The following is a 23971-nucleotide window of genomic DNA, read 5'->3' on the forward strand; positions in this document are numbered from 1 at the left end:
CCTCTCTTTACCTATATAATGTCGCCAAGCGAAACCTGTAGATTCTTGCCCTATTTCAATATTCGGATTTTCTTAGATTGAATCAGGATGTGCTGCAACCCCTGATTTGTTTAATTCAACTATAATGAGGAAATAAAATTTTCTATGAGATTAATTAAATTCATTTCAAAATTATATAAAGAGGAATCAATGCGTAATGGGGAGGACATGTATGCGTGTCGATAGGGGATCCTATGCAGCGAATGTCTCGATTCGCTCACCACTATGGCGAGTTTATGGCATTCCCCTGTTTCTATCCTTAATTTGTATTTTAGCTGAGTATCAAACCAACCTTCTAGTTTTTCATACTCTTACTGAATTTTTTTCGGTGGTTATCGGATTAACTGCAATGCTCGTAGCAGCTACAACCACCCATTTCACAAAAAATCAATTTGTGATTTTTATTTCCCTGGCTGCCGGTTGGTGGTCATTTATCGATATCGCGCATATTTTGGCTTATAAAAAAAGCTTATTGCCTCATGGTGGAGGTAATTTAGGTACTCAACTTTGGATTGCTGCACGTTTTTTTCAGGCTGCGGTTTTTCTTTTTTCCATTTATTTTTTCAGGCATACGTTGAGAATTTGGATAGTGAATCTGGGCTTTTTTTTAATAACCCTAATTCTTTTTACCGCCATTTTTTCAGGTCATTTTCCTACGACATATATTGATCATTATGGAGTAACTTGGTTCAAACTTTATTGTGAATGGGGCGTTATCCTAATTTTAATCATCGCACTAATATTGTTTTGGTATGAGAGGGCAATGATACCGAAAGAGTTATTATTTTATATGAGCCTAAGCATGATTACCCTGATATTTTCCGATTTGGCATTGTCCGATTATAAAAGATTATTTGGTTTAGAACATGTAGGGGGGCAAATATTAAAAATATTCTCAATTTGGTTTATCTATGTTGCTTTAGTAGAACAAACTTTGCGTCGACCTTTTGCGATGCTGACACGTGCTGCGACTACTTATGATAATATTCCAGATCCTACGTTAATAGTTAATGCAGAAGGTATTATCCACCAAGCAAACAAAGCTGCAGGCACAATCGCCCATTTAAAACCTGAAGAATTAGTCGGTTTATCTTCCCACACACTTTTTCATAATAAGTCTATAGAGCAGAAAGAATGTCCAGTGTGTTCTCATTTGACTCTTTCAAAAGATAAATTCATTGAGGAAGTGAAGACCGGAAAGAGCGGGTGGCTTGAATGTAGTTTGTCCCCTATAGATTCGGTTTCATTTCCTAATTCTTGGATACAAACAATAAGAAATATTACCTCGAGGAAGAGGGTGGAAACAGAACAAAAAAGATTGACCTACGATTTAGGTGAACGCGTTAAAGAACTGCAATGTCTTTATCAGATTTCAAATTTAATTGCACTTAGAGACTTAAGCATTGAAGAGCTGCTCACAAAAACAGTCAATTTATTGCCCGCTGCATTTCAATTTCCAGAGTGTATGGCAGCAAAAATAGAAAGCATTTGGGGTGAGTTTTATTCAGATCCCAAAGCAAAAAAATTGCCTTATCAATTGGAAAATGAATTTAGAGTTAAGAATGGATCTCGGGTAAAAATAAGTGTTTATTATTGTGTTCAGCCGCCAGTATTAAAAGGTATTTTTTTACCCGAAGAATCGACTCTTTTAGACTCGATAGCTACTCTGTTACAGGATGCTTTACCTAGGCTTTAAGCTTTACCTCGGCTTTAATATGAGACAAACCTTCGGAATATCAGTATAGTAAAAACTATTTACTTTAATTCAAAGGGGTCACTATGTTTCGAAAAACTGCTCCTTGTTTTTTTGCAGTGGTCATTGATGCTTTAGGATTTGGGCTTGTATATCCAGTAATGACGGCAATATTTACAGCAGATCATAGTCCTGTATTGAATGCCGATGCGAGTGTGGCAGCGAAACATTTTTATTTGGGATTAAGCTATATGCTCTATCCCTTATGCATGTTTTTTGGTACCTCATTCATGGGTGATTTATCCGATGTTTGGGGGCGCAAAAAAGTGTTGCTGCTGTGTATGTTAGGAATAACCATCAGTTTTCTGTTAATGGGGGTAGGGGTTGCTTTTTCTTCCTTAAGTTTATTACTTATCGGGCGAGCCCTTTCCGGTTTAATGGCTGGTAGTCAACCTATAGCTCAAGCTTCTATTGCCGATTTAAGTACTCCTGAAACCAAGGCATTGAATATGAGCTTGATTTCTCTGAGTTTTAGTTTTGGCTCGGTTCTTGGTCCCTTGCTTGGCGGGGTCATGTCGGATAAACAATTACTGCCTTGGTTTACTTTTACTACTCCTTTTTTAATGGCAGCGCTCCTGGCTTTTATTGCTTGGATATGGATAGAACTTGGATATCAAGATACTGTGTTAACTTTATCGCATAAGAAAATATCCATTTTTCGCCCGGTGCAAATTTTTATTGAAGCATTTCAGCATCGCTCGGTCCGTATTCTGGCATTGGTGTTTTTATTGATGCAAATGGGGTTTAGCCTTTATTTTCAGTTCATCATTGTGCATATGAAAACAGCTTACCATTACACCAACTGGCAATTGGGTGCAGTACAAGGCATGATCGGTTTAGGTTTTGCTATCGGCATCCTGATTGGAATGCCTTTATGTGTGAATCGATATAAAGTACACCATATTGCTTTATTTACCCTTATTCTCACAGGGTTGGGACAATTGCTCGTGTATGTTATTTCCAATCCTCTTTTACAATGGCCCTTAGCAGTAGTGATTGCAACTTTTGATATTATGGCATTTGCCTGCTTACTTACTTTATTTTCTAATGCTGTCGATGCGCAATCGCAAGGATGGGTAATGGGAATATCCGGTGCGGTAATGGCATTTGCCTGGATGGTCACAGGTTTTGGTTCCAACTTATTATCCATTCTTTCCAGTGCCGGGTTGATCGCTATGGGTGGAATGTTGCTGATTGCTTCAGCGTTACTTTTGCTAAAAAACAAAACCATGAAATGAGCGTAGTGACCACTTGAGGTAAGGAAGAATGAAAGCATTTGCTTATAAAACACTGCCTTTTGGAACATCATGACTACGATGCCTTTTGAACACGCTTCTTATCGAGCACAGGCCAGGAGATTAAGGGCTTTGGCCATAGAAGCGCTGAAGCACTATCCATTGATTCCCCATAACATTGAATTGATAAAATACAGTGCTAACGCAATTTTTAGAATTACAGACAGCCAAAATAAACGTTATGCATTAAGAGTTAATCCCCATGGCCATCATCAACATGCTGCGATTCAGGAAGAAATACAGTGGATAAATCATATTCTTGCAACTACAGACCTTGTTGTGGCTGCACCTGTAAAAACAATTTCTGAGCGCTACTTCATTGAGGTGCACCATCAGGTGATACCTTCAAACCGATTTTGTCTCTTATTTGAATGGTTACCCGGTAAGACAAAATGGAGAAGTATCAACGAACAATATGCCAGGAATTTAGGGAAATTGATTGGTACCTTACATCAGAGTGGACAAAGTCTCTCGATGAAACACCGTGATTACTGGCGAGCAGATGGCTTGATTGGCGCGCAAACAGCAAAATTTTATAATATTGAACAACTCTCTGATGTATCTGCTCATGAACAACAGCTTCTCACTGCAGCGAGAAGAATGGTTTATGAGCTTTTAAAAGATTTGGAAAGTAAACATCCGGACAAAACCGGCGTGATCCATTCAGATACCCAGCCTAATAATATTCTGGTGCATCAAGGCCAATTTGCGATTATTGACTTTGATGACTGTGGGCTTGGATTTTATAACGATGATTTGGCTGTAGCTTTGTGTGCATTTGAACATGTATCCGAAGGCAATCAGCATAAGTCGTTTAATCAATTAAAAGATGCTTTATTGGATGGCTACAATGAATCCATGCCCGTGTCAGCAGACGATATTCGATTACTCCCGTATTTTATGCTGGCAAGAAAACTCGTAACGATTGCCTGGCTGGAAGCACGCAAAACCAATCCCGGGATTCATTATTATTTTCCAATAGCGATTGAGCGAGCCATCCAGTTTTATCAACACCTTGTTTGCAAATAAATCATTGTAGGCAATGAGGTGAAATTTTTTATCCTACGTGCGAAAAAAACAGTTACTGTAATTTAGGTGCAGGCGATGCATTGTCTAAATGTTTTGCGGGTTTACGCGAAAAAAAAGCGCCCAGATAACCCGAAAGAGAACGATTAGACCCTGTTTCAGAGTGCTCCTCACCGTCTGTTATTTCTGGTTCTGGTTGAGGATACAAACTATCTCGAACCATTCCAAAACCCGAAAAAACACTCTTGAGAACCAAAGGTAATAAGCTCAACATAATGAGCATGCTGGTTAAATTGGTAGATTCACCACACAGCGCGTAATTGGCCAAGGATTGCAAGACCGCAATAATCAAAGAAATTCCTATGGTATTTGAAATCAGTCTTGAAGCATTAATATTTCGATTATCCATGGGTAAATCTGTGCTTTGATTGATTTCATAAAATGCAATCCATAGCCACAATAAGTCAAAAGCAACGCTATACCAATGTTGCTGATTCATTTCTTTGACGTCAGCACCTACCGCTTTAGCCAAATCAAAAGTCATTTTTCCACTTTTAAACGCTAAGGCCATGCTGGATTTTTCCTGGGTATTTGCTAAAGGAGCAAGTTGCTGTACAAATAAGCTTTTGGGAAGATGAATATCAAAAAGTTCATAAAAGGTTTTCTCGGAACCAAATAATCGTCGCAGTTGCTCTTCACTGATATTCGATAAAGCATCTACCCCAGGAGCAAAAGTGCCATCATCTGAATGATGGGCAATGACTACATTTGAATTTTTCATCATCATGACATCATTTGTACCATCCCCGTTTGCGACAATAAAATAATGTTGGTCCTTGAGATAACGGGCAAGGACCCCTTTTCCTTCGGTACTCATTTCTGCAAAAATAATGACTGGACGCTTTGTTTTGTTTCTATCCATTAATTGCTGAAAGTAGGTGAGTATCGTTTCATTGACACCGGCAAATATAACTGTGGAATCAGCGGGGCAATTTTCTTCACTTAAAACGACACGATCATCGCTTTCAGCCTGATTGGCACGAAGGGTAATGATGTTTTTTGCATTTTCCGGACATAATACTTTGGCAATATTCACCGCAGCTTTCGTGGTATCGCCTGTTGCTACAAATACCGGAACTGATATTTCCCGACATTGAGCGATGAATTTTTCAGCTCCTTTTTTTACTGGGTTATCAATAATAAAAGTTCCGTAATATTCTAAGCTTTTAAGTAATATGGCGTGTTTTATAAGAAAATTCTCAATCTCCTTTTTATCATCCTTATCAAATAATTCTCTTAAAGTCGCAAACTCAAATTCATTGACCTTGGTGCGTGCAATACACCAATCGCGTGATAAGACTGCTGTACGACTTTGCATCATGGTATAGGCTTGCAATAAAGGAGTTTCTTGAAATGCGTCTGCTTTAGGCACCCCGCAAAAAACAAGAGAAGATTCTTCACCCTTCTGAACCAGAGTAAAGCGGCCACCAAACGTCCGATATAAGCCCAGGTGAAACGTCTCGATCTCTTGTTTCGCTTCTTTGATGGCAATTACTTTTTTAAAATGATTATTCCCTAGAGTGGTAACTTCCAAACACTGCTGATGACCTAATAAAGATTTGAAAAATTCCAAAATAGCATGTTCTTCTGGTTCTAATTCTTTTTTACTATGTGTAAAGGCATGACAAAATACTTCAAAGGATTTAAGCCATTGGGCTTCTTCAGGTAGAAGCAAACTTCCTTTTTTTTCTTCGAGTACGTGTTGTACCTTGGTAGGCATATTAGTAGTCCATAGACCAAGTACATCCATCCGGGTCGTAGTTAGGGTGCCGGTTTTATCGGAAATAATGGCAACTCCATTGGGGAATTTGTCACGATAATATCCTCCCAATGCATTACACAAATCCACAAGACGGAGCGCGTCAATTGTTTCAAAAGGCTGATCTCCCAAATTGCTGTTTAATTTTTTCATCAAGCGACTATTTACTGTTTCGCGTAAAAAAGCTTCAGAAAAGGGAATCAATGTTTGAAAAAGCGTGAACATGAGCCTGAGTGTTTCGGCAGGCATTAGAGTAATGTCTCTTTGTAAAAAAGCCGCCATAATAATGGAGCCCAAAATCGAATATAAAACATTTTTTTGCTTACGTTTGGCAATTATTTCATTAATGACTGCTTTTTTCTCGTAATTACTATTTAATAAAAGCTCTTTCTCAGGTTTAATCTGAATAAAAATGTTGTTGTGGCCATATATGTTTAACTTATCACCAACCAATACGCCCGCCTGTTTGCCATCCCTTACTGCATATAAGTCCACTTTTTTGTAATTGGACGTAAAATTAGGTTTGGTATGATGTTCGATCCAGACGTCTTCACCATTTTGTGCTTTAAGATTGACGCTAAATTTTTTTCGTTCCAAGGTTTGGGTAAAAGTACTATCTACATTACGTTGTAGGGCAATCAACTCTCCAGAGATTGGCACACAATCCAAATTGATGCTTTCATCGCAAAGAACCAAATCTCCAGTACGAAGCTGATACCGAGGAACATGAACAAACAGCGGACCTGTAGTTGTAAATTTTAAAACCTGATGTAACTTATGGTTGTATTCATAATCATGATCCAGTTTTTCTTGCTGGACACGCATTTTTTTTATGGTTGATGGAGTTAAATCAGCCAATAATGCAGGGAGGTTACGAAATTTCTGTACTATCTTGTCAGCATAACGAATATTGTGCGCAATCAATCCCAACTGAAAGGCACGCGAACTGACCATAAGCTCACTGGCGATAAAGTGATTGATTTGAAAATACAGATTGGATAATGGGGTTAGCCCACTGGAAATCACTGCAGTGTCTGAACGCTGTGCTCCTCGACTGTATTGGAAGCGGACCAGTAACTCTTGAACTTTTTGCGTGAGGTAAGAAATTCCACTCGGAACAACCAATGCACTGGCTCCTAAACTAGCAATTAATGAATATTCATCAGGAATTTGGTCATTGAGTAAAAAAGTAGTCCCTTTAAAAACAGAATGGTACATATAAATTATTGCAGTCACTTCACTGGCTACTGCAACAGACAGTGCTGCTTTAGAATCAAGTTTTTTATCCGTAATTCGGTTTAATGCGCAATATCCTAATACTGCTGCGCCAAAAAGAAATTGGACCACAAAATCATATTCAGCGCTTCCTGTTAAGAATTCACTGAGGTATGGCGTGAGATAATTTCCCACAAGTAATGCAGCTCCGGAAGAGATCGTAGGCCAAACGTATTTTTTAAACGTACTCCAATCCATAGAGTCCAATGAAAAGGTCCAGGCTAGGGTGTTATATAGTTCTTTGACGCGCAGCGAAAAGAAGTTGCTTATTCCTTTTGCCGTGCTTCTTAAATAATAAGTTCGATCCGGTTCGGCATATTGTATTAATTGAAAGGGTAAGGCTCTGCTGTCTTCTGGATTTGGATTTTTTTCTTTTTTTTGTGTCGGTATCTTTGTCTTCATGTCGAAAATCCTTTTTTGCGCACCAATAAACTCCATTGGATATTTAGGGTCCATCTTGATAATTAACTTATCTCTATAAAAGGTTCAAGAGGATTTGCTAAAAAAATAAAGAGAAAGTGGTAAAACATATAAGATCGAATTCAATGTGATTTTGAATTTAAGTTAAAAATCGCTTTGAGAAATAAAAAGCCGGCATAAGTTTGGTCTTATCCCGGCTACTTCATATTTTTATTTAGGGTTGCATATCCTCAAAACGGAGAGTTTGCTCTTTTACAGTAGGCTGTGACTGTGGTTGTGCGGAGTGCAAAGAATCCTCTTTCACCAACAAAAAGTCTCTGTGTTTGAGGAACTTCTTTTTCCCCGCGATGAAAGGTAACATCCTCAATGCTTTTGGCTTGATTGATACGCTTCAGATCAACAAGAGTCTGCTCTTGCAAAACACTCAGGAGATCGCTGGAAACTTCCTTTATCTTATAAGCGTTGTCTTTATCAAACTGAGAGAGTTCGCCGTTGTCATTGATGCCATAACGTGTAAAAACAATTCCTTTATTAGTATCGTATACAGTGGTAAATGTGATCATTCCTTCTACCGTGGCACTACTTTTACGTACCGCAAAGGGAAAATGGGGATTTTTGTTCAGAATTTTGGTAACTTGTTCTGCATCCTCAACAAAATAAGGACTCCCTGTAATTTGCTGGTATAAAGCTTGGCCTGTTGACACTTTTATAAGCTGGGGTTCGGGTGAGCAATGAGCTCGTCCAAGTTCTCTTCTTCGACTAGTTGTGTCGCCTGTTCCGCATACATTGTCAGGGTAGCTACTAATCGAAGATTGATTATCAAGAAAAACAAGCCATAATAATTAAAGGAACACTAGGGATGTAAGTTAATGAATACTTTTGATAGCATAGCAATTGAATTTGATTTAACCCATCACAGCATCAAGCACGTTGCTCTTGAGGAGTTGAGGATCGATACTCAAGAGAAAAACAAAATTTATTGGATCCATAGTAATTTAAATCAAGAGGATGCTTTTAAGCAATTAGTAAGAAAACTGAAATTACCTGCAGACGTAATTCAGTTATGTACTGAAGAAAATAATTTATCCAATCTTATTGATAATGACAATGCATTAACATTGCAAATTAAGTGTTTGGCTTCACTTGAGTTAAATGAGAATAATGAAATAAATTTAGATAATCTTGTGGTTCACCTTACGCCGAATTATTGTTTTACTGCTGCAGACAAACCTTTGCCTGTTCTATTTGAGTTTTTCAATAGTTGTTCGAAATCAGTTCATTATGCTAAAACGCCTTGCTTCATCTTATTTTTATTCCTTGAGGGTATTATTAATGATTATGCTAGGGTTCTTTTTCATTATGAAGAAATTGCAGAGCAGTTTGATTCTTTAATCCAAAAAACACAGGAAAATATTTATAAAGAGGTTGCAGAGGTAAAGCACCAAACGTTGCAAATTAAACGTGATATGATTGCAATAAGAGAAATTTTAATGCGGATCACCAGTCGAAATATCTTGGTTATCTCAGAAAAATGCCGTTCTTCCTTATACAACTTATCAAATCATAGTCATCTCATAATCAATGAAGTGGATTCGATTCGCGAGTTATTAAATAGCCTATTAGGACAAATCGATAATGAGTTGATGCAAAAAATAAGTGAGACTATGGCTGTGCTTGCAGCATTTGCGGCTATTTTTTTGCCGTTAAATTTAATTACTGGAATTTACGGAATGAATTTTGAGTGGATTCCTGAATTGCGCTGGAAATACGGATATTTTGGTGCGCTCGGTTTAATAATTGTCTGCGCCATATGTCTCTATCTTCTTTTTAAAAAGAAGAAATGGATGTAATCAAATGAGAGTTAAGATGAAGAAGTCTGCCAGGTTAACCTAATGAATGACTTGATTATTCAATTCATTTTGTGGCTTCTTTATCATGGATTCAAATGCAATGACCGGTCGGAATCTCCCAAGTAACGGATCAAAAAATATCGCTAAGCTGGGGTGCTACCCATTTATCGCAAGTATCCTTTACATTAAGGTAATCCTGTTTACTGAATCAGCGCATTCCGACGTGGTGTTAAACAAGCCAAGATAATTGCGATGAGAAATAAAGCAGGAACATCTCCATATAAATGAGCAAAATGCTGTGGATAGTAAAATGATTGAATCGCCATAATGCCACCATGCACGATACTGGACCAAACAGTAAACCAAATTAAACTTAAATGCTGTATCGGATTTTTTGCCGCCAAGAGCAAGAATACTCCTAATGTTGCATAAACCCCGATTATCATTTGCAAATAGACGTTTTGTCCCGCAGGATGCCAAGCCCAGCCAGATGGCCACACAATGGTTAAAGGATATACGGCAAAGATAAAAACCAGTCCAAAAATAACCAATGCTATTCGAAGCAAGGTGTACTCTTTTTTAGCGTCCATAATATAAGCTCCGTTCGAAAATATCCTATCTCTTTTTAATTATAGTAACGAACCCGGTAGAATACGGGGAAACCCGGGTTTCAGCCCTGAATGCTTGCATTCGGGCTACATTTTTAGACGTAGAGAGATTTAAATGAAAAACTGGCGATCCCTCAGGGGTAATTATCTAATTGAATTTTTACAAGTTTGGTCATTGCATCCATCATTTGGTGGCATGCTTCAGGACTTTCTGGAAATTGTTTATAGATGATATTGGCCAAAAATGCAGATAAAGCTTGAGAGATAACGTTACTGTTACGCAAATGGGGGGGAAGCTTTTCCAAGGATTGAACTAAGGCTGACAATAAATTTTGGCCTATAAAATTCATCGCTTTGGAATAATCTTCATTGGTTAATGTTTCGGCTGTCTTGGTGTTTTCATCGAGTTTCATGTTTGTTCCTGTAATTTTTGATTTTAAGCGAAATTATAGAGTCTGCCCCAACTCACTTCAATGTTTGTAGAGATATAGGAGACTTTCTATCATTTTTTAGGAATTAATGCGATAAACTTCTGACTTTTTCTTTTTAGATACAGTCTGAAAGCGAGGAAAACCCATATTATGCTCGGTAAATATGGGTTGCACTTTTTGGCAGATTTGAATTTACAATTTACTCATAATAAATTGGTTCATATAAGGGAAATCATTATCTAGAATTGCATCTGAAATTTGTTTTTCAATCGTTGTACTTAATTCTGAATCGTCTAAATTATTAACCGGAGAATAGACTCCATGTCCTGCTCTTGGCAGTTTGGATTCACTACCTTCATTTAATCGCCCTAGAGGGTCTAATACGATTAAATCCCCTTTTCCCGTTAAGTTAAAAGCGACACTACTGCCAAATAATAGATTGGGTTTAGCCCCTTTTTGAGTCAATAGTTTAAATGTTTGCTTATAGCACAAACTGGGTTCATCGGTGCTGCTTCCAGGACCCACTAATGTTACTTGTTCCGCTAAGTCGGACCATTTAAGTTTTTTGTCTGTAAGTCTTTGCACGTCAGCAAGAGTTCTATCAAGCTCTTCTTTTACTGTTACATAAGTTTCACGTTCGCCGAATATATGGCCTACATAATAACAAAGTTTTCCTTGTTCATCCTCTGTAGCGACCAAAATACCAGTACAGTGTAAGAGACCCTCAGTTCCTAAAACGTCTAGATCGCCTTCTTTAAATCCTGCACCTGCATCAGCTCCTACTCGATAACAACTTAGACTTTTCATGCTTGAAAGTTGTTCCGAATTGGGTATATAGGATGTTGAAAAATCATTGCACTGTTCTATGAGTGAATGGATTTCTTGTTCTTCAGCATCGGCTTTCTTCTTGATTAGGCTTTTAAGGAGTATTGCTGCCCGCCAATACTTTTTTTCATCAAGACTCGAGAGTAATTTTAAAGCTTCATCAAGTTTCTTGTAGTGTGACAGGTTTTTATAATATGTAGACATTTCGCCTAACCTGATGTTTTCTGTATCCAACAGAACCAGTTCATGATTACCTTCAGTTACAATTATTTTTGCCATTGATGTTGCCTTTCTTACATATTGGCACGACATTATACATTTGCGGTGCTTAAATTGCAAAAAAATAAATCACTATGGTCTGTTTAAGGCCTCTTGGGTGGATAGGACAATAGGCAATAGGTCTGTGGTAATTTTTTGTCTTAGACAAGCCGAAGCTTTTATCCTGAGTTGTCAATCACAACTCCATTGATTATGATTTGAATCAATTTAAGTGAATCACCTAGTTTCTTATAAACTAAATAATGGTCTAAATTCAGTGGATTATCCAATACTTTATACCTTCAGACGCTGCCCTTACGCGATTAGAGCAAGAATGACGCTCGCCTATTCTAAGATTAAAGTAGAACCGCGTGAGGTCGAACTTAAAAATAAGCCTCAGGAAATGCTTCTTGCCTCTCCAAAAGGGACTGTTCCTGTACTAATTTTAGAAAATGGTCGTGTGATTGATGAAAGCATTGAGATTATGATTTGGGCCTTAACACAATCTGATCCTGATGGTTGGCTATCTGTCGGACACAAAGATAAGTGTCATGAATTAATTCACTTGAATGATATAAAATTTAAACCCATTTTGGATAATTATAAATACCCACAAAAATCAGAGAAAAAAGATCCGCTTTATTATAGAGAGAAAGCCCAAGAATACCTCTATAAATTAAATTCGCTACTAATGAAAAATCACTTCCTTTTAGGAAACCATATCAATATGGCCGATGTTGCTTTATTTCCCTTCATAAGGCAATTTTACATGGTTGACCCACAGTGGTTTGCACAAAGTGGCTATAAGTATCTACATGCATGGTTGCAATTTTTTCTAGATTCAGAATTGTTTCTTACTGTGATGAAAAAACGTTAAATAACCCTAGGTTCCGTGAACCAATTTTTTTAATTACTTGAAAAGTAGGCAGTTTTTATAGTGAAATTCGATTGCGATCGTTAACAACACTAATGGAACTGCCTACATGTATAATAATATATCAGAACGAGTCTGGGATACAATTTATTCTTTTCTGCAAGGAGTAAAAGGATTGCACATTAAGAATAATGAGAAGACAAGATGCTTTGTGGAAGGAGTCTGGTATGTATTACGTACAGGCTGTCAATGGCGCCTGCTCCCGCCCTATTACGGACATTGGCGTAAAATTCACAAGCGATATAAAATGTGGTCAGATCGCGGCATTTGGACTGGCTTAATGTCTTCAGTTAGCGATGTTGATGATCAAGCCGTCATGATTGATGCCACCATAGTGCGCGCGCATGCGTGTGCATCTGGTTACGACAAGGAAGGGAATGATGCTCAGGCATTGGGGCGCAGTAAAGGAGGTTTTACCACTAAAATTCACGCTTTGGTGGATGGACTGGGGAATCCGATTAAGTTTATCCTGACCGGGGGACATCGAAACGATATTACTCAAGCAGCAGAGCTATTGAAGGAGCAGCGTGACACGATAGTTCTTGCAGATAAAGGATATGATTCACAGGCACTTGTTGACACACTGGAGAGTCAAGGCTGTATTGCAACCATTCCGTCAAAAAAGAATGCGAAGAACCCAAGAAAAATCGATAAAGAGCAGTACAAAGAGCGGTTTTTAGTTGAAGCTTTTTTCTCCAAAATCAAACACTTTCGGCGTGTTTTTTCTCGTTTTGATAAAACAACGACCGCTTTTTCCGGGTTCTTACATTTGGCCGGAGCGCTTATATGGATGCGCTAGAAAATTGGTTCACGGAACCTAGGGTCTGTCTCCTATCTTGGGCAATCTGTATTCGCATACAGCATGTATGCTGAGCCTCGGTACTCGAAAATCAGGCCATTTTGATTCAAGCTAGCGAAGGCCCTAAAGGATAATGATTTTTACTCCATCTCAGGATGAGCGTTTTGTATAATTACAGCCATTGCTTGTATGCTCGCAAGGTTTGTTTTCAAACTGCAGTGTGGTGTGATAAACCGAAAATTTGGTGGCAAGCATTTCTTGAAGCACGGGTAATAACTCTTCTGAATGATTATAAGCACTATCATAAACCACATGGGCAGTAAGGCTGGATTTCCCGCTGGTTAGTGCCCAAAGATGGAAATCATGTACACTCAAAATCCCGGAAACTCGGCACATTTCAGATTTTATTTCCTCAACATCCATACCTTCCGGAACTCCCTCAAGAAGGATGTTAATTGTTTCCTTTAATAAGATCCAGGTCCGAGGCAAAACCCATAAACCAATTGCGATAGCAATGACAGAGTCTACCCATGCATAACCAGTCCAGTAAATAATTAGAGCACCAATCAATACACCAATAGAACCCAGCATATCGCTCCATACTTCAAGATAAGCACTTTTAACATTGAGGCTTTTGTCTTTTCCACTTGCAAGCAGTTGCATGCTGATTAGGTTAATCAACAATCCAATTGCTGCAATCACAAACATGCCTACCGTCTGAATGCTCGCAGGTGCATACAGGCGTTGATACGCTTCATATAAAATGTAAATGGCAACAAAAAAAAGTAAAATTGCATTAAAAGCAGCGGCAAGAATTTCGAAACGGTGATAGCCAAATGTTTTTCGTAAATTGGCAGGGCGGTCGGCTAGATAGACTGCTGTCAGAGAGATGACCAGTGCACTGGCATCGGTCAACATGTGTGCTGCATCCGAAAGAAGCGCTAAGCTGCCAGTAATAAGTCCTCCAACTACTTCAACAATTAAATAAGTCGATGTGAGAATCAAGGCCAACCAAAGATATTTTTTATTCTGATTGGTTGGAATTGCATGACTATGGTCGTGAGACATCCACTTGCTCCTGTTCTTAAAACGTTTTTTCTTAGTAATAGACTAGATGAACTATCGTATTTGACATCTGAAGTGGAATTGTAACACACAGGATCCTTGTTATGTTGCTTAGGCTGTAAAACCCTAGTCAAATTGTTTCCTTGACAATAGTTTCCTAGGAAACTAAAATTGAAATCCTTGGGAGACACAAATGCTGAAAGTTAAAAAAAGAAAAGAAGTAAGTAAGCTGACGGATCATATCGGTTATTGGATGCGGCTGGTTTCCAATGAGGTGTCGCATGCATTTGCAAGGAAGCTGGAGCAAACAGGCGTTACAGTTGCCGAATGGGTGGTACTCAGAAAAATGTATGACTGCAATAACATCATATCTCCGAGTAAGGTTGCTCATATTACAGGACTCACTCGCGGCGCGGTTTCAAAATTGATTTCACGACTCCTTGAAAAAGGTCTGGTAAATCGTAAAGAATCTGCTGAGGATCGACGTTATCAAGACATAGAGCTTACCGCAACAGCTGTTGTGCTCATACCTAAACTGGCAGATCTTGCAGATCAAAATGATGAAGAATTTTTCTCAATACTTACCTACGCACAGCGAGAACAATTCGTGAAACTTTTGAAAAAACTTGTTTACTCCCATCAAATTAAAACGGCACCAATTGAATAGACTTCTTTTGAAACGCTACTGCAGCGAGTTTCGAAAGAAGTCTAATAAAAAAATGGAGATTAAACGTGAGTGAAGCAATTGATAATTTAATGAATGCAATCCAATCTGCGGTGGCAATTCGTCCTAGAGTAGGAGGGTTTCCTGTTTTAGCAGAAGTGATGCGTCAAGCAGGAGTGAAACATAATCTTTGGTATTTACCGTCTTGTCAGAGTGTCTATATCACCAAAAAAGGGAATGTTGTTTCTCAAGAATCTTCTTTAGTTACAGGACAAGTCGATATTCCTGAGTTTAATAAGGCTGCACTTATAAAAGCTATTCGTATTGATCAAGCGGGTGAAAGTACCTTTCCGGAGTTTCTTCGCGCATCTTGGGAGGCTGGAGTAGTCCATTATCATGTTGATTTAGAGAAGCGCACCGTCACTTATTATGGTGTACTTGGTGAGTCGTATGTTGAAGTTTATCCTGCTGTAGAAGTGAATTAATAAAGTTTTATTTTAATTGGACGTAGCTGCACTCAGTTTAGGAGTGCAACCATTGAGCTAAAGCATGGATTCCTGCTGTTAAATCCTCTTCACTCCCCCCAAAGGATAAGCGCACATAACCTTCTTTGCCAAATGCGATTCCTGGTACAAGAGCTACATGTGCTTCTTCCAATGCTTGTTTACAAAACTCTGCAGAACTCTGTTTTTTAAAACCTAGGCTGCTTAAGGAAATAAATACATAAAGAGATGAAACGGGTGGCTTTATGGTGAGATCAAAATATTGATGCAAGGCATTAATGAGTGTATCTCTTCTTTTTTGCATGCATTGTTTCACCCAGGAACTGACATGATCTACTTCATTTAATGCAGCAACAGCCGCCCATTGACTTAAAGTAGTCACGCCGCTGGTGCTTTGACTAATTAATGCGCTGAGTGGCTGGATAATATATTGAGGAGCAAACACAAAACCAATTCGCCACCCGGTCATGGCAAAATTTTTTGAGCAACTTTGAATAATAATGACGTGATCCTGAAATTGGGTAAAAGAACCACAAGAAACATAATTGTGCTCATTGTAGGTCAGGGCGCTATATACCTCATCAGCAATTACTAAAAGTCCCTGCTCATGAGCAATTTGCAATAATTCGGCAAGCTCGGATTCAGTATATAAAGCACCGGTTGGATTCGTGGCATTATTCAGAATAAGGAGTTTACTTTTAGGAGTACATGCGTTTTTGAGTGCTTGAGGGGTCAGCTTCCAACCTTCAGTTTCGTTCGTTTCAACCATAACGGGCACACCACCAAACAATTTGCTCATGGCTGGATAGGAAACCCAATAGGGGGAGGGGATAATGAGTTCATCGTGCTCTTGTACTAATAATTGCATCAGTAAGTAGATTCCAAATTTTCCACCATTTACTACAAGACAGTTCTCTTTTTGGAATGAACATCCATACACTTCATTCATCCATTCACTTGCCAAAATCCGTAGTTCTGGAATTCCTGATACTGGAGGATAAAAAGTATGTCCTTGTTCTAAAGCCTGTGTCACCGCAGTGACAATTGATGGATGGGGTGGGAGTTTGGGTTCACCAGCGCTTAGATTATAAATTTTAATGCCTGCATTGATTTTCTGCTGAGCTAATGAATTGATCACAACTGTGGCTGAATCTTCAGGTAAAATTTTCATTATTTTTGTACCTTTCTTGAGTTTGATATGATTATTTTGAATAAACGATTGATAAATTCTTCTGGTAAATGATACTGCTTGGATAAATGCTCATAAAACTCAAACAATTGTTTTTCACGCGAACGGTCTACTATTTTTTTCCCTTCTTTGGATTTTAAAACGCCAATTTGTTTCGATAATTCTTGACGCTTTGCTAAGATTTCAATGATGCACGCATCTGTTTGTTCAATTTGTTTTCTCAATTCTTCGAGTGTATGCATGATTTTCTCCTTACTTGAGAAGACTTGCGTTATCGCGATACTTTTTTACCAGGATAAAAGCGGTTCGATTCGGATGGCCGTCTTGAATGTTTTCCGCTTTTATTTCTAAACCATAGAGTTCGGCGCACCGTGCCGGGGCAATGACTGCCGCATGAAAAGGCAGTATTCCTTCCGCTAAATCCTTTGCTGCTTTTGCTGTGTCAATCCACTCTAATTGTTCGGTGCCTTTAAATTTATTTTGTAGAAATTGGTTGCATTGAGCTAATCCTTGCGGATGGGACACGATGTGAGTAATTTGATCCTGTTGAATTCCAGGATTTACAAGCAAGCATTGATTAATTTCATGCCATAATTCATCAACGGGAGTAAATAAATGTTTTCCCATCGCTTGGAATGTAGGTTTTACTAATCCCCCTAAGAGATTAACAACAGGCACGATGCCCAGATCAATGGAGCCGTTTTCAATGGCATTGAGAACTCCTTCCATATCCAGCAAATGAATAAGAGTGGGATCAATTCCTTTTTGTCTGGCATAAATTAGGGCTGCTTCTTCAGAAAACGAGCCTACATCACCGGAAATACCAAATAAAGTGCTCATACGAGTTCCTCCATGCGTAATTCCTTTTTCTCTAAAGACCTCAACTTGGCTAATTCCAATAGAAAAGATTCTGTTTGCTCCCAGCTTAAGCAGGGGTCGGTGACAGATAGCCCGTTTAAATCAAGGGATTGTGGGGCCATCGGATCTACTTTTTGACTCCCCTCTTTGATAAAGCTTTCAACCATGAACCCTTTGACCAATGACTTTAAATCAGGATGCCTTTTCAGGCTATCCAAAACACTTAAAGCAATGGAGGGCTGTAAGTGATGATTTTTTTTGCCATCGACCAGACAATTATCATGGCTGACATCAACAATGACTGAAGGGTTGGCTATCTTATGGAGATCCATATAGCACTTCACTTCTTTAAGGTGCGCAATAGAATAATTAGGGGCATGGTTTGAGCCACGTAACACCAGATGAGCGTGCTGATTACCATGCGTTTGCACTTCGTAGCCATCAAATACAGCGACATGATCATGCTGTGAGGCAACAATACTATTTACCCCCACAGCTAACGAACCGTGTGTGGGATTTTTTAATCCTACAGCGCAATCTAGAGCGGAAGCAAAAATCCGATGCTCTTGATCCTCTGAACTGCGAGCACCGATTGCTACCCATGAGAGAAGCTCAAGAAATCCTTTGGCATTATGGGTAAATAAAGCTTCATCGGCAATTGGAAGTCCCATTTCGATGACTTTAATCATCATATCGCGTGTGTATTTTATTCCAGCTGCGATATCTGGGGGAGAAAATAAATCGGGTTGGTTTACAGGTCCGGTCCATCCCTTAGTTGTACGGGGTTTTTGAATGTATACCCTCATGATTAATTTTAATTCGTGTTTTACTTGCTCATTGAGTTTCACTAAACGTTTGGCGTATTCCAAAACAGCTTTTTTAGGCCAGGCAGAACAAGGCCCCACGATCATTAAAAGACGATGATCACGACCTTCTAAAATTGCTTTGATTTCTTCTCTATCGTGAGCAATTTGCAAAGAGGCAGCACTTGATAAAGGGATTTCCTGAATGATTTCTTCTACGGGAGGTAGTTTTTTTAAAACGGAGTAGCTCATAATCCCCTCCTGCAACCGGTGGGTATTACTTTGGATAGGTCATGAGAACGATGTCGCGATTGATGTTGCATAATGTACACTCCTCTTTGGTTCTATCCAACCCCCATGCTTTTTATTGTCTGGGAATTCGGGTACCAAAACCCCCAGACTATGCTGGGGGTTGGAGTGTTAGTTAATTCTACCTACCCACCAGCGCCGGGCTAAAAAAGCTAAAATAAAAAAAGCAAGCAACGGCTTGTGTAAAAGCTGCTTTTCTATTTAACTTGTGGTGTACGGTAGAATGAGACATGAAAAAATCATAAAAATTTATCTGTACTATTAATATACAGTTTAGTGAGGGGGCTGTCAATACCCTAAGCGCATTGAAATTATTTGCGAGCAGAACTTATAAACCTCTTTGTGATTACGGTACATCTCATTTTGCTGCCGTTTTCTATGACTTGCCAGCGACGTGCAATAGGGCTATATTTTTTACTTCTCTTCCTAAAATAGTAAAAAATGACCAAAATCGCGCTTTACTTAGCTGGTGGCGGGGCCCGTGGAGCCTATCAGGCAGGGGTGCTTAAAGCGATCAGCACCATTCTGGATACAAAAAAAATTCCTTTCCATATGATTAGTGGGGTGAGTGTTGGTAGTATTAATGCTGCCGTAGTCGCTGAAAATGCACTGGATTTTACTGCGGGTACGAACAAATTAAATGAATTATGGAATAATATCACCTGTCAGCATATTTTCAAGTCCAGCAATTATGCGTTGAGCATATCGGCTATGCGGAATATGAGCAGCATGCTGACCAAGCAACGTCTTTTAGGCCATATTCTTGATACCTCGCCTTTGCGTCAATTTATTAATAACATTATTAATTTTGAGGTTCTGGAAGGTGTTATCAGGGATAAGCACTTAGAAATGATGGAAATCATCAGTAACTGTTATGAAATGCAAAAAACCATCTCCTTTTATCAACATCATGCAGAAGATTTTGAGGATTGGGATGATCCCCTTCATAGCAGCCAGCGGGTTACCCTGCAAATGAAGTATTTTCTGGCGTCGACCTCGTTACCTTTATTCTTTCCGCCTGCAAAAATCGATGGACTGCATTATGGAGATGGTCATGTGGGGTTAGCGGCTCCTCTACGTGGCGCTATCCGTTGCCAGGTAGATAAAATTTTAATTATTGGTACGCGTACCTTACCGAGTATAAGTGACCCAGAAAAATTACGAGGCGGTGACATTGATTTTTCGCGTGTTTTGGGGGGGATGGTTAATGGGTTGTTTTTAGATAATCTTGAGCGTGATCTTGAGATGGTGAGTCATATGAACCATATGGCGTACATGGTTCCCACGCGGGAACGTTCTCATTGGCGACCCATCCAAACCTTACATCTGCGCCCCAGTGTGGATGTAGCCAATCTGGCTCAATCTCAATACAATAATATACCGATGCTCTTGCGTGTTCTGCTTAATTTTCTTGGTGCCAAGCGTCATTCCGGTGATTTACTCAGCTTTCTTTTATTTGAAAAAGCATTTACCCGCGAATTAATAAAATTAGGCTTTGACGATACGATGGCAGCACATGACTCTGTTTTAGATTTTTTTAATGAATAACCACTATATGCTTAAATCGATTTGGCTCTCATGTTCATGTTGAGGAGGTGGGCTTGTCATCTGCTCATACGAAGTCATGTTAACTTTGCCCTGTTGATGAAGTGATTCTACTGTTAATATTAAAGCGATATGAGCGTGTTTAAATTATTGGGTCAAAATGCCCTGAGGAATCGTCAGTTTTTTGATGAGAAACCTCCACTAATTTTTTCGCCTTGGTACCACGCATAAAGCGCGGTACCAAAAATGACTCAATTACTAACCCCAAAAAAGCAGAATCACTTTATGATCATGAGCCATTTTGAGGATGGATCAATCTTTTGATTATTATTAGGGTTTCCCGCCGTATAATGTTTGCTCATTAAAGTGCTGGTGGCGCTATCAAATTTATTTCTACCAAGGTGTTTTTTGAGACAATTACTTACTGTTTCAGTAGAAGTACCTGAACAGAATGCTTGGTTGAAATCATAATATTGATTGAGTTGGCTTTTACCCGCACTAGTTCCAATAAAATGGTAGGTTATATAATCTTTTAATTGCCATGGGGCACTTTCATTCTGCCTCGATAAAACTAAGGTTTTAAAGGAAGACGCATTGCCGTGATCCGGTCCAAGAGACGCTGAATAAACGATAGGAATGACATCACCTTTATTTTCAATCTTAATCGCATGGATTTCATCAAAATGAGTATGGGCGGCGACCATACCGATAATAATGTCTGGATAAGTTTTTATGATTTTTTTGAATGGCTCTTTGTATTTTGACTCCCAGCTCTGAGGTGGGATGTGCATGGCTAAAATAACTTGCTCATGCTTTGCTTTACTTGTTTTCAGTTCTTCTTCTAACCATTGCAGTTCTTCCGGAGCTCCTTCCCTAGAGGGGGAAAATTGAGGTCTTGAGACAAATACAACACTATTTAATGAAATAAGCTTGAGATGATCTCCTAGATAAGCAGTGTAATAGCCATATTTTGGGTTTTGATTCTGAATACACGTTTCTCCATTAAAGGGACATTGGCGTCCAGTGGATAAAAATCCATCATTATTACCTGTTATCGCTTTTAACAAATCGGAAACAGATTCATCACCATAGGTGAATTGACCATAATCTCTTTGCAACGAATCATTATTACCAAACACATATAAGTAAGGGGATGGATTTATTTTTTCAAACAGTTGTTCAAAAACTAAATTAATATTCTCTCTGGTTTTCTTACGTTTATATGCATTATGGGCGGGTAGGTCACCAAGCAATAGAACTGCATGACGTCTTTCTTGATGTAAGTCGATTTGTTCGCCAATTTTCGCGATTAATGTTTTGAAACTTTGTGGATCCAATTCTTCGGAAGTATTAGGTAGCGGATTTATATGAGCCGTTTGCCGTTTTGTAATATCCACATGAGGGTCAGAAATTAAAAGCACATCCATTTGATTTTGATTGCTTTCGCTTGCTGCCATTGAAGAGAACGAAACCCAACAGAGTAATGCTGTGGCCCAAGCCATTATGAATTTATTGAAGGACATCTTTTATCTCCTTGTTTTTGATTTAAAGTGACTTACTGCATTTGAAAAATGCTGCAAGTTTTCATTTTCTCCACAATGATAGTGCCGTTGATCTCGGTGGCGATTAAAATAATGCAAAATTTTCTGTAAATTACTATTTATTTACAGGGATATGTTCAAAAATTGTAAAAATTAAGTGATGATTCATATATCAGACTTTTTTGAAAACTCCTCCATAGGCATTGATTATAGTTTTTGAGGAGCGTTCGGTTCCAGTTAGTTCTCAATCAAGCATGTTGTAACGAAAGAAGATTTAACTCTATTCGACTCCATTGAAGTGTTTTACAATCGATAGGAGTATAGGTGATTAACTATTTGGGTAATTTTGAGTTGGCAGTATAAAGGACTCCAGCTTTGTGAACCCGGAATTTTCCTATAACGAAAATTCAATTTGAATCATCAAAACAATTCATCGTAAATAAATCTCGGAGGAATAAGAGCAATGGAGGGTGTGTTCATTTGTTTAGTACTTCTTTTTCTGATGGTGATCTCTGGGGTAATTACACGTTTTGTTTCTTTCCTGCCGACCCCATTAATCCAAATTACTCTAGGGGCACTTATAGCAATATTGTTTCCCACCTTTGATGTAGGATTTAATCCGGAAGTATTTATGTTGTTGTTTATTCCTCCTTTATTATTTAATGACAGTTGGCATTTTCCGAAACGGGAGTTTTTACTTTATACCCGACCTATTATTATGCTGTCCATTGGCTTAGTATTTTTTACTGTGGCGGGAATTGGTTATTTGGTTCATTGGTTAATTCCTCTCATCCCCTTGCCTGCTGCTTTTGCATTGGCTGCAGCTCTTTCTCCGACAGATGCTGTATCGCTCCGCTCCATGACCGCTGGAACGCGAATACCTGAACGAATTATGCACATCTTGCAAGGAGAAGCACTTTTAAATGATGCCTCAGCCTTGGTTTCATTTAAACTGGCTGTTGTTGCCATGTTAACTGGCGTGTTTTCACTCAAGGAGGCAGTAGGGAGCTTGTTATTTATTAGTGCAGGAGGAATTGCTGTTGGTGTTATTCTTACCTATATTTTTATTTCACTTTTAGGAAAGTTAAGCAAGCACAGTGCTCATGAGACAACCACTGAAAATTTATTATTGCTGCTTTTACCTTTTACTGTATATCTTGTTGCAGAAAAATTAGGTTTTTCAGGAGTACTGGCCGCTGTTGCTGCAGGCTTCACTATTGATAGAGCTGGATTTTTAGACCGAACAATGGCCAAAATGCGTATCGAAGGTCATTTTGTTTGGGGAGTACTCGATCTTACATTAAATGGAATTATCTTTATTCTTTTGGGGTTATACTTGCCTCATTCGATTAAATTCTTTGCGACAACAGGTTACAGTTTCTCCGAATATGCACTGATAGTCGTTTTTATTACTGCAACCTTAATTTTACTTCGCACGGCATGGATTTATTTAACGCTGCCTTTTGAGGCATTAATTTCCAGACGCAATCGTAGTTCCTGGCGTTTCCCTAACATCCAAATAATGAGTACTTTTTCACTCGGAGGTGTACGCGGGGCAATTGCTTTGGCTGCGATTTTATCTTTACCCCATATGATCCATGGAGAGCCTTTTCCTGCACGAAAACTTTTAATTATTCTTGTCATTGGTGTTGTTCTTTGTTCTCTATTAATTAGCAGTCTGCTCTTGCCGTTAATTACACCGGGTTTGAAAAACTTAATCCATAGGCACACACAAGAGGAAGAAAATGAAGCCGTGCTTGCATTATCCAAGGCTGCAGTTGAAGCAATTAAAATAAAAATGAAGAGTTTATGTGACGATGTAAATGAGCGGGATAGGGCTGTGTGTATCGAAGTTGCAGATAAATTAATGGCCACGTTTAATCAATTTATTGTATCAAATCAGGGTACTGAGAGTGAAAAACTCGAGGGCATATTAGCTTTAACCTTCGAACGCCAATTACGGTATGCTGCTTTAGAAGGAGCCCATCAGGAGTTGCGTACATTGAGGAAAGAAAGAAAAATCAACAATACGACAATGATGAAAATTATTTCTAGATTGGATTTGCGACAAATTACTTTATATTCGGAACATCAAACAATTTCCAGTTTAGGAAAAACAATACAAGGCGCAAAAAATATTATTGGCACAAGTTGAATAAGCG

21 protein-coding genes are annotated in these 23971 nt (G+C 38.7%); 10 read left to right on the top strand and 11 right to left on the bottom strand.

Going from position 1 to position 23971, the window contains the following annotated elements:
- Positions 1 to 211 precede the first annotated feature (211 nt).
- The 3 genes from FOLKNPGA_RS02200 to FOLKNPGA_RS02210 all read left to right on the top strand — a co-directional run bounded on the left by FOLKNPGA_RS02200 (position 212) and on the right by FOLKNPGA_RS02210 (position 4116).
- The gene (locus FOLKNPGA_RS02200) at positions 212 to 1735 is read left to right on the top strand and encodes an MASE3 domain-containing protein (RefSeq protein ID WP_182351546.1); all 1524 of its coding nucleotides are present in this window, start codon (positions 212 to 214) and stop codon (positions 1733 to 1735) included.
- 83 nt (positions 1736 to 1818) lie between these two features.
- The gene (locus tag FOLKNPGA_RS02205) at positions 1819 to 3030 is read left to right on the top strand and encodes an MFS transporter (RefSeq protein WP_182351547.1); all 1212 of its coding nucleotides are present in this window, start codon (positions 1819 to 1821) and stop codon (positions 3028 to 3030) included.
- Positions 3031 to 3099: 69 nt separating this feature from the next.
- The gene (locus tag FOLKNPGA_RS02210) at positions 3100 to 4116 is read left to right on the top strand and encodes a phosphotransferase enzyme family protein (protein ID WP_182351548.1); all 1017 of its coding nucleotides are present in this window, start codon (positions 3100 to 3102) and stop codon (positions 4114 to 4116) included.
- A gap of 52 nt (positions 4117 to 4168) precedes the next feature.
- On the opposite strand, the gene FOLKNPGA_RS02215 is transcribed toward FOLKNPGA_RS02210, so the two are convergent.
- Together FOLKNPGA_RS02215 and FOLKNPGA_RS02220 are read right to left on the bottom strand one after the other, a co-directional pair.
- Positions 4169 to 7609 (bottom strand): HAD family hydrolase, encoded by a 3441-nt coding sequence (locus tag FOLKNPGA_RS02215; RefSeq protein ID WP_182351549.1) that lies wholly within the window; start codon positions 7607 to 7609, stop codon positions 4169 to 4171.
- A 248-nt stretch (positions 7610 to 7857) separates the two neighbouring features.
- Positions 7858 to 8331: a hypothetical protein gene (locus FOLKNPGA_RS02220; protein ID WP_182351550.1), complete on the bottom strand. Its 474-nt coding sequence runs from the start codon at positions 8329 to 8331 to the stop codon at positions 7858 to 7860.
- A gap of 165 nt (positions 8332 to 8496) precedes the next feature.
- On the opposite strand from FOLKNPGA_RS02220, the gene FOLKNPGA_RS02225 reads away from it, so the two are divergent.
- On the top strand, positions 8497 to 9477 hold the full coding sequence (locus tag FOLKNPGA_RS02225) for a magnesium transporter CorA family protein (RefSeq protein ID WP_182351551.1): 981 nt from the start codon (positions 8497 to 8499) through the stop codon (positions 9475 to 9477).
- A 200-nt stretch (positions 9478 to 9677) separates the two neighbouring features.
- Here FOLKNPGA_RS02225 and FOLKNPGA_RS02230 read toward each other — a convergent pair whose 3' ends face one another.
- The 3 genes from FOLKNPGA_RS02230 to FOLKNPGA_RS02240 all read right to left on the bottom strand — a co-directional run bounded on the left by FOLKNPGA_RS02230 (position 9678) and on the right by FOLKNPGA_RS02240 (position 11620).
- Entirely contained in the window at positions 9678 to 10067 is a 390-nt protein-coding gene (locus FOLKNPGA_RS02230; RefSeq protein ID WP_182351552.1) for a DUF6632 domain-containing protein, read from the bottom strand.
- 152 nt (positions 10068 to 10219) lie between these two features.
- Positions 10220 to 10498 (bottom strand): hypothetical protein, encoded by a 279-nt coding sequence (locus FOLKNPGA_RS02235; RefSeq protein ID WP_182351553.1) that lies wholly within the window; start codon positions 10496 to 10498, stop codon positions 10220 to 10222.
- Positions 10499 to 10708: 210 nt separating this feature from the next.
- Positions 10709 to 11620 (bottom strand): hypothetical protein, encoded by a 912-nt coding sequence (locus FOLKNPGA_RS02240; protein ID WP_182351554.1) that lies wholly within the window; start codon positions 11618 to 11620, stop codon positions 10709 to 10711.
- A 313-nt stretch (positions 11621 to 11933) separates the two neighbouring features.
- Between FOLKNPGA_RS02240 and FOLKNPGA_RS02245 the strand changes: the two genes are divergently transcribed.
- Together FOLKNPGA_RS02245 and FOLKNPGA_RS02250 are read left to right on the top strand one after the other, a co-directional pair.
- Complete coding sequence (locus FOLKNPGA_RS02245; protein ID WP_370529174.1) at positions 11934 to 12476, top strand: glutathione S-transferase; 543 nt, start codon at positions 11934 to 11936, stop codon at positions 12474 to 12476.
- Between the two features lie 106 nt (positions 12477 to 12582).
- A complete protein-coding gene (locus FOLKNPGA_RS02250) occupies positions 12583 to 13332 on the top strand; it encodes an IS5 family transposase (RefSeq protein ID WP_058441825.1) in 750 nt (249 codons plus the stop codon).
- Positions 13333 to 13482: 150 nt separating this feature from the next.
- Here the strand turns inward: FOLKNPGA_RS02250 and FOLKNPGA_RS02255 are convergent, their stop codons facing one another.
- Positions 13483 to 14400 (bottom strand): cation diffusion facilitator family transporter, encoded by a 918-nt coding sequence (locus FOLKNPGA_RS02255; protein ID WP_182351556.1) that lies wholly within the window; start codon positions 14398 to 14400, stop codon positions 13483 to 13485.
- Positions 14401 to 14590: 190 nt separating this feature from the next.
- On the opposite strand from FOLKNPGA_RS02255, the gene FOLKNPGA_RS02260 reads away from it, so the two are divergent.
- Positions 14591 to 15064, top strand: coding sequence for a MarR family winged helix-turn-helix transcriptional regulator (locus FOLKNPGA_RS02260; RefSeq protein ID WP_182351557.1), 474 nt, complete (start codon positions 14591 to 14593; stop codon positions 15062 to 15064).
- 65 nt (positions 15065 to 15129) lie between these two features.
- Entirely contained in the window at positions 15130 to 15546 is a 417-nt protein-coding gene (locus FOLKNPGA_RS02265) for a DUF1398 domain-containing protein (RefSeq protein WP_182351558.1), read from the top strand.
- A gap of 37 nt (positions 15547 to 15583) precedes the next feature.
- On the opposite strand, the gene FOLKNPGA_RS02270 is transcribed toward FOLKNPGA_RS02265, so the two are convergent.
- Genes FOLKNPGA_RS02270 through FOLKNPGA_RS02285 form a run of 4 tightly spaced genes read right to left on the bottom strand, consistent with a single transcriptional unit; the run spans position 15584 to position 18666 of the window.
- Positions 15584 to 16735, bottom strand: coding sequence for a pyridoxal phosphate-dependent aminotransferase (locus FOLKNPGA_RS02270; RefSeq protein WP_182351559.1), 1152 nt, complete (start codon positions 16733 to 16735; stop codon positions 15584 to 15586).
- Positions 16735 to 16995, bottom strand: coding sequence for a chorismate mutase (locus FOLKNPGA_RS02275; protein WP_182351560.1), 261 nt, complete (start codon positions 16993 to 16995; stop codon positions 16735 to 16737). Before FOLKNPGA_RS02275 ends, FOLKNPGA_RS02270 begins: the two co-directional genes overlap by 1 nt.
- Before the next feature lie 10 nt (positions 16996 to 17005).
- A complete protein-coding gene (locus FOLKNPGA_RS02280; RefSeq protein ID WP_182351561.1) occupies positions 17006 to 17593 on the bottom strand; it encodes a prephenate dehydratase domain-containing protein in 588 nt (195 codons plus the stop codon).
- The gene (locus FOLKNPGA_RS02285) at positions 17590 to 18666 is read right to left on the bottom strand and encodes a 3-deoxy-7-phosphoheptulonate synthase (protein ID WP_182351562.1); all 1077 of its coding nucleotides are present in this window, start codon (positions 18664 to 18666) and stop codon (positions 17590 to 17592) included. The genes FOLKNPGA_RS02280 and FOLKNPGA_RS02285 overlap by 4 nt, the downstream gene beginning before the upstream one ends.
- A 498-nt stretch (positions 18667 to 19164) precedes the next feature.
- Here FOLKNPGA_RS02285 and FOLKNPGA_RS02290 point away from each other — a divergent pair, with 498 nt between their 5' ends.
- Positions 19165 to 20271, top strand: coding sequence for a patatin-like phospholipase family protein (locus tag FOLKNPGA_RS02290; protein ID WP_182351563.1), 1107 nt, complete (start codon positions 19165 to 19167; stop codon positions 20269 to 20271).
- A 275-nt stretch (positions 20272 to 20546) separates the two neighbouring features.
- Here the strand turns inward: FOLKNPGA_RS02290 and FOLKNPGA_RS02295 are convergent, their stop codons facing one another.
- The gene (locus tag FOLKNPGA_RS02295) at positions 20547 to 21791 is read right to left on the bottom strand and encodes a metallophosphoesterase (protein WP_182351564.1); all 1245 of its coding nucleotides are present in this window, start codon (positions 21789 to 21791) and stop codon (positions 20547 to 20549) included.
- Between the two features lie 481 nt (positions 21792 to 22272).
- Between FOLKNPGA_RS02295 and FOLKNPGA_RS02300 the strand changes: the two genes are divergently transcribed.
- Positions 22273 to 23964 (top strand): Na+/H+ antiporter, encoded by a 1692-nt coding sequence (locus FOLKNPGA_RS02300; protein WP_182351565.1) that lies wholly within the window; start codon positions 22273 to 22275, stop codon positions 23962 to 23964.
- Positions 23965 to 23971 lie beyond the last annotated feature (7 nt).

Origin of the sequence: Legionella sp. PC1000 (assembly GCF_014109805.1) — a bacterium.
In the GTDB taxonomy this organism is placed as follows: Bacteria; Pseudomonadota; Gammaproteobacteria; order Legionellales; family Legionellaceae; genus Legionella; species Legionella resiliens.

Excerpts from the sequence above, each read along its gene's own strand:
- FOLKNPGA_RS02200 (WP_182351546.1), top strand. The coding sequence starts at position 212 with ATGCGTGTCGATAGGGGATCCTATGCAGCGAATGTCTCGATTCGCTCA.
- FOLKNPGA_RS02205 (WP_182351547.1), top strand. The coding sequence starts at position 1,819 with ATGTTTCGAAAAACTGCTCCTTGTTTTTTTGCAGTGGTCATTGATGCT.
- FOLKNPGA_RS02210 (WP_182351548.1), top strand. The coding sequence starts at position 3,100 with ATGACTACGATGCCTTTTGAACACGCTTCTTATCGAGCACAGGCCAGG.
- FOLKNPGA_RS02215 (WP_182351549.1), bottom strand. The coding sequence starts at position 7,609 with ATGAAGACAAAGATACCGACACAAAAAAAAGAAAAAAATCCAAATCCA.
- FOLKNPGA_RS02225 (WP_182351551.1), top strand. The coding sequence starts at position 8,497 with ATGAATACTTTTGATAGCATAGCAATTGAATTTGATTTAACCCATCAC.
- FOLKNPGA_RS02230 (WP_182351552.1), bottom strand. The coding sequence starts at position 10,067 with ATGGACGCTAAAAAAGAGTACACCTTGCTTCGAATAGCATTGGTTATT.
- FOLKNPGA_RS02235 (WP_182351553.1), bottom strand. The coding sequence starts at position 10,498 with ATGAAACTCGATGAAAACACCAAGACAGCCGAAACATTAACCAATGAA.
- FOLKNPGA_RS02240 (WP_182351554.1), bottom strand. The coding sequence starts at position 11,620 with ATGGCAAAAATAATTGTAACTGAAGGTAATCATGAACTGGTTCTGTTG.
- FOLKNPGA_RS02245 (WP_370529174.1), top strand. The coding sequence starts at position 11,934 with ATGACGCTCGCCTATTCTAAGATTAAAGTAGAACCGCGTGAGGTCGAA.
- FOLKNPGA_RS02250 (WP_058441825.1), top strand. The coding sequence starts at position 12,583 with ATGTATAATAATATATCAGAACGAGTCTGGGATACAATTTATTCTTTT.
- FOLKNPGA_RS02255 (WP_182351556.1), bottom strand. The coding sequence starts at position 14,400 with ATGTCTCACGACCATAGTCATGCAATTCCAACCAATCAGAATAAAAAA.
- FOLKNPGA_RS02260 (WP_182351557.1), top strand. The coding sequence starts at position 14,591 with ATGCTGAAAGTTAAAAAAAGAAAAGAAGTAAGTAAGCTGACGGATCAT.
- FOLKNPGA_RS02270 (WP_182351559.1), bottom strand. The coding sequence starts at position 16,735 with ATGAAAATTTTACCTGAAGATTCAGCCACAGTTGTGATCAATTCATTA.
- FOLKNPGA_RS02275 (WP_182351560.1), bottom strand. The coding sequence starts at position 16,995 with ATGCATACACTCGAAGAATTGAGAAAACAAATTGAACAAACAGATGCG.
- FOLKNPGA_RS02280 (WP_182351561.1), bottom strand. The coding sequence starts at position 17,593 with ATGAGCACTTTATTTGGTATTTCCGGTGATGTAGGCTCGTTTTCTGAA.
- FOLKNPGA_RS02285 (WP_182351562.1), bottom strand. The coding sequence starts at position 18,666 with ATGAGCTACTCCGTTTTAAAAAAACTACCTCCCGTAGAAGAAATCATT.
- FOLKNPGA_RS02290 (WP_182351563.1), top strand. The coding sequence starts at position 19,165 with ATGACCAAAATCGCGCTTTACTTAGCTGGTGGCGGGGCCCGTGGAGCC.
- FOLKNPGA_RS02295 (WP_182351564.1), bottom strand. The coding sequence starts at position 21,791 with ATGTCCTTCAATAAATTCATAATGGCTTGGGCCACAGCATTACTCTGT.
- FOLKNPGA_RS02300 (WP_182351565.1), top strand. The coding sequence starts at position 22,273 with ATGGAGGGTGTGTTCATTTGTTTAGTACTTCTTTTTCTGATGGTGATC.